This is a genomic window from Mesorhizobium sp. M2A.F.Ca.ET.042.01.1.1 (genome assembly GCF_003997405.1).
Classification (GTDB): domain Bacteria; phylum Pseudomonadota; class Alphaproteobacteria; order Rhizobiales; family Rhizobiaceae; genus Mesorhizobium.
In genome coordinates this window covers 1-3,759 of the sequence record NZ_RZRX01000397.1, presented here as the reverse complement: position 1 = coordinate 3,759, position 3,759 = coordinate 1, and the positions used below count along the sequence as shown (strand labels likewise).

The 3,759-nt window shown below is 62.2% G+C and carries 1 protein-coding gene and 1 pseudogene; one reads left to right on the top strand and one right to left on the bottom strand.

Annotated features, from left to right (window positions below; translation table 11 throughout):
* A pseudogene (locus EOA23_RS32520) lies at positions 1-271 on the bottom strand (hypothetical protein); the annotation flags it as partial.
* Between the two features lie 888 nt (positions 272-1,159).
* Here EOA23_RS32520 and EOA23_RS32515 point away from each other — a divergent pair.
* Positions 1,160-3,759: glycosyltransferase (locus tag EOA23_RS32515; protein ID WP_245474418.1), on the top strand; the 2,600-nt coding region annotated here is incomplete at its 3' end.

Genomic DNA, 3,759 nt, shown 5'->3' with positions numbered 1-3,759 from the left:
CCAGCTCCACGCACAGTTCGTCGAGCGTCAGATCGCCATTCTCGGCCATCCGCTGGCGCACGAAGTCGGCATGAGCGGCCAGCTTGCCGCCGCCAGGGCCGTGGCCTTGCCGGCGCGGCTCAAGCGTACCTCTCTCGGCGCGCAGCTTCATCAGATCGTTCACGAACTTCGGCGAAACCCTAAAATGACGCGACGCCTCACGGTTGCTGTTGCCCTCATCCACAAACGCCGCAACACGCTTACGCAACGCCATCGGTAACGGCTTGCCCATCACGGTTCTCCCTTCCACCGCAATGAATCATCAAACCGTCACTCTGGGAATCCCGAATCCTTTAAAGGGCGACGCGCTTTAGCTGCGACGGGCTTTCTCATGGGACACGTAGCCGCCCTCACAGTTCGGTGCTGGGCCGCCCACTCCGCGCTCCCCGGTTTCGAGGCCGGCCCGTCCCAAGTACCCTGTGATCCCGCCGCCGCCCATCCCCCGGCGGCGGGCTTTTTCTCTTCACGGCGATCCGCGGTTGGTGGAGTGGATCATTCGCAAGTGAATGCTGGCACCACGCGCGATGTAGAGACTTCTGGCGCTACTAGGGGTTCGTGTGGATCACCTACATGCACCGTCGAATCGGCGCCCGCGGCTGTGATCTGCATGTTCTGATAGCCCCGGCATCGCGGACGGTGCAAACAAGGTCCGTCGGCCCTACCTCGGCCATCAGCTCGCGGACTATATCGAACGCGCTTTCCATGGCCTCGCCTTGGCTCTTGAGAGAGGTGCGTGCGCATCATGATAGACATCCCCGCCTTAGTAGTAGTCGGCCGGCGGAGCTTGCGATTCTTTTTAAAGGAATCGACTGGGGCGCTCCCGAGGCGTGTCTGGAGGCCTGCGCTCGCCGGCTGAAATCGGTCCGCCGAATGCTCCGGAAAGCCTGGAACCCATAGGTCCTGGGCCATGTTGATCGATCTCGCGAATCTGCCTCCCGACCCGCAGCTTTTGCAGCGTCTCGAGCGCGACATGGCTGCAGCGGTCGAGAGCCGCGACGGCTGCTAGCGCAGAGCCCAACAGAGGCGCTTCATTGCCAAAATTGAATGGGAATACACACGGCAAGATTAGCCACCCAGCGATTGCAAAAGACCCCAGTTTACCATATCCATTGCACCCGTTATGATGCCGGTGACCGCGGGTTGCGCTGATGGGGACCTATCTTCGAACCAGGCGCGGGTAGACGGCGTGGTGCATAATCCTTTGGTTTCAATCGTGGTTCCGGCGCACAACGCCGAAGTGACGCTAGCGCGTGCACTCGATTGCCTTCTGAACCAGAAAATAGTGAATTGGGAGGCGATCATCGTTGACGACGCCTCCACGGACCGCACCCCCGCGATCGCCGCCCGTTATGCGGAGCACGATAGCCGTTTTCGGGCATTGAGGTCTTGTGCGAATAGCGCCGCCCGCGCGCGCAATAGCGGGATTGCGACAGCGCGCGGAAACTGGCTCATGTTTCTTGATGCGGACGATTGGGTGGATGCCAGCTTCCTGGCGAAGATGCTGGCCGCGCTGGAAACCGCCCCCGACGCAGTGGCCGCCTATTGCGGTTCCCAGCGCGTGATGCCCGATGGCGAACTCACCGCGTCGAGCATCCCAACGGAGGTTGCGATCCAGCCCTTCGAAACATTCGCCCGCCAGTGTGCCATACCGACCAACGCACTCCTGGTCGATCGGCAGACAATTGTCGAATTGGGCGGTTTCGATGTGTCGCTGCGTACCTGCGAGAACTGGGATCTGTGGCAGCGCGTCGCACGTCTAGGCAGAAATTGGGTGATGGTCGACGAGCCGCTGGCTTTCTATCAGGCCAGCCCCAACTCGCTCTCGCGTAATTCAAGGCAGGTGCTGGCAGATGCGGAAATCGTGATCGCCCGCGGTTTTTCTCCTGATCCCAGGGTCAAACACCCGGCATCGGCTCACGCCAATGGAGCGGTCGAGACGATCGGCCGCTCCGCATCTGAAGCCCTCGCGTGGTTCGCGTTGTGGAATGCCGCGTCGGATTGCGGCAGCGGCTCGCGTTCGATCGACCCGCAGTCCCTGCGCGCGCTCCCCGCGCAACGCAAGTGGGCGCGACAGATCGCCGAGGTGGCCTTGGATGGCGTTGTGGCAGGAAGCCTGACCGCGCCGACGCAATTGGCTGCCAGATGGGACAGGTTCGGCGGCGCCCTCACCGGGTTGATCACCGGGCTCGGAAAGGTTTGGGAAAATTCCGTCGCGGCTCGCCGCGTCCAGTATCACCTCGAACAGATGCTTCTCGACTTCGACGATCTCGCCGCGCCGCGACGGCTGGCGCTGACACTTGGACTTCGGGTCGATGCTCGAAATCCAGCCGCGACCGAACTTCCGGAAGGAATCGATCAAATCTATGCCTGGCTGATGCGGGACGCCCAGATAGAGGCTCGCGTGCAGTTTGGCGTGCTCGGGACCGTGGCAAGGCATCACTGGATTGAATTGACCGCAAATGTCGTGGCGCCGGACCAACTGACACGCGGGTCAGATCCGGACAGCCACTTCGGCAAACTCGAGCGATTGGCCGCGAAAGCGGTGGAGCTGGTACGGTCGAACGCCGAACCCACCGAGCCGCCTCCAGCGCTCCGCCATGCACGGGCCGGGGATAGGCGCGACAACGATCGCACGTCGTTCTGGAATGGCTATTTCGCGACCGAGGATCCCTGGAACTACGGTTCGTCCTATGAGCAGGAAAAATATGAGCGGCAGCTCGAAATTCTCCCTGCCGGCCACATCGACCGGGCGCTTGAACTGGCCTGCGCCGAGGGCCATTTCACGCGGCAGCTCTCGCCGTGCGTGGGTCATCTGACCGCAACCGATGTCTCCGCCATAGCCATCGAGCGAGCGCGCGAACGGTGCAGCGATCAATCTAATGTTGAATTCGGCGTGCTGGATTTCGATGCGGACACACTGCCGGGCGGGATGGATCTGATCTTTTGTTCGGAAGTGCTCTACTACCTGGATGATCTCGATGAGTTGCGGCGCATCGCTAAAAAAATTGTCGAGGCGTTGGCGCCTGGCGGCAGTTTTGTCACCGCGCACGCATTCGTGCTGCGTGACGATCCGAAAAGGACGGGCTTCGACTGGAACACATTCGGTGCGCAAGCGATTTCGGAGACGCTGTCGGCAACCGAGGGCCTCGTCCTCGAGCACTCGATCCAGACCGAACTCTATCGCATAGACCGTTTCCGTCGCCTGTCGCCGGGCGAGGTGGCGACCGAACCGAGGATTGACCATTTGCCGGTCCGCGCCCGACTCGAAATCGGGGTCGCGCGAAAAGTCGTCTGGGGGGGCGCGCGGGCCTTGCGCCGCGACGTCGCCCGCAGCGAGCGGCGGCCGCATATCCCGGTCCTCATGTATCACAGCGTCGCCGATGATGGGCCGGCCGGGCTTGCCCGTTTTCGGCTCACGCCCGCCGCGTTCGCCAGTCAGATGGCATGGCTGCGCGCCAATGGCTTTCACGCGATTGGGTCCGAGCAGTTGGAACAGTCCATCGCCAACCGCCAGCCCTTTGTTGGCCGCCCGGTGCTCATCACCTTCGATGACGGCTTCCAGAACTTTGCCGACCATGCCTGGCCGATCTTGCGCGCCAACGACTTGACGGCAGAGGTGTTCCTGGTGACGGATTTGGTGGGTGAAAGTGCAAGGTGGGACGCCGACAGCGGTCCGCCAGCGCAGCTTATGGATGCCAAGACGGTGCGACGCCTCGCCGG